This window comes from Streptomyces alkaliphilus, assembly GCF_014141535.1.
Lineage (GTDB): Bacteria > Actinomycetota > Actinomycetes > Streptomycetales > Streptomycetaceae > Streptomyces > Streptomyces alkaliphilus.
Map to the genome: position 1 here is coordinate 1 of NZ_VKHT01001284.1, position 1,176 is coordinate 1,176.

At 74.6% G+C, this 1,176-nt stretch carries 1 protein-coding gene; it reads left to right on the plus strand.

The annotated features are described in order from the left end of the window. Window positions 1-62: 62 nt before the first annotated feature. A partial coding sequence (locus FNQ90_RS23995; RefSeq protein ID WP_182608264.1) for an ABC transporter ATP-binding protein occupies window positions 63-1,176 on the plus strand: 1,114 nt, incomplete at its 3' end.

Here is a 1,176-nt window from a genome sequence, read left to right on the forward strand (position 1 = left end):
CCACCGAACCCCGGGCACCCGGACCCCGCCGGCGAAGCCGGGACCACCGAGAGGGCACCGCGATGACCACCCTCCACGTCCGCGATCTCGTCAAGGACTACCCGTTGCGCTCCGGTCTGCGCCGCTCCGTGCTGCGGGCCGCCGACCGGGTCTCCTTCACCCTGAGCCCCGGCCGCACCGTCGCCCTGGTCGGGGAATCCGGCTCCGGCAAGTCGACGGTGGCGCGGATGATCGTCCGCCTGGAGCGTCCCACCGGCGGCGTGATCACCGCCCTCGACGACGCCGGCCGTGCCGTGCCCGGCCGGGCGTACCGGCACCACGTGCAGATGGTCTTCCAGGACCCCTTCGCCTCCCTCAATCCCTTCCACACCGTCGAGCACCACCTGCTGCGCCCGCTCAGGCTGCACGGCCGGGTCCGACACCGTCGGGAGGGGCGCGCGAGGGTGGAGGAGTTGCTGGAACGGGTGAACCTCGCACCCGCCGCCGACATCGCCGACCGCCGTCCGCACGAACTCTCCGGCGGCCAGCGCCAGCGGGTGGCCATCGCCCGGGCCCTGGCCCCCGGTGCCCGGGTGGTGGTCGCGGACGAGCCGGTCTCCATGCTGGACGTCTCCATCCGGCTGGGGGTCCTCCACCTGCTGGCCCGCCTCCGCCGGGAGGAGGACCTCGCCCTGCTGTACATCACCCACGACCTGGCCACCGCCCGGCACTTCTCCGACGACATCCTGGTGATGTACCGGGGTCGGGTGGTGGAGCGGGGACCGGCCGACGACGTCATCCTCGACCCGGTCCATCCCTACACCCGTCTGTTGGCCGCCGCCGCACCCGACCCGGAGGCCCGCGGTCGATCCCGGTGGGTCGCCGGCACCGAACCCACCGGCGGTCCGCTCCCGTTGTCCGGGCGCGGCTGCCACTTCCGGGACCGCTGCCCCTCCGTGATGGACATCTGCTCCCGCACCCCCGAGCCGATCGAGGTGACCCCCGATCGGTGGGCCGCCTGCTGGCTGCACACGGCGGAGGGCGGGGACGCCCCGCCGCTTCGGAGAACATCCGTCGGGACATCGGCCGGGACATCCCTCGGGGAGGAGCGCCCCGCGACGGGGAAGGCGTCCGGGGTGTCCCGGAAGCCGGCCCGGCCCCCCGTCCCCGATCCGGCCGGTGAGCCCGGCCGGGAGT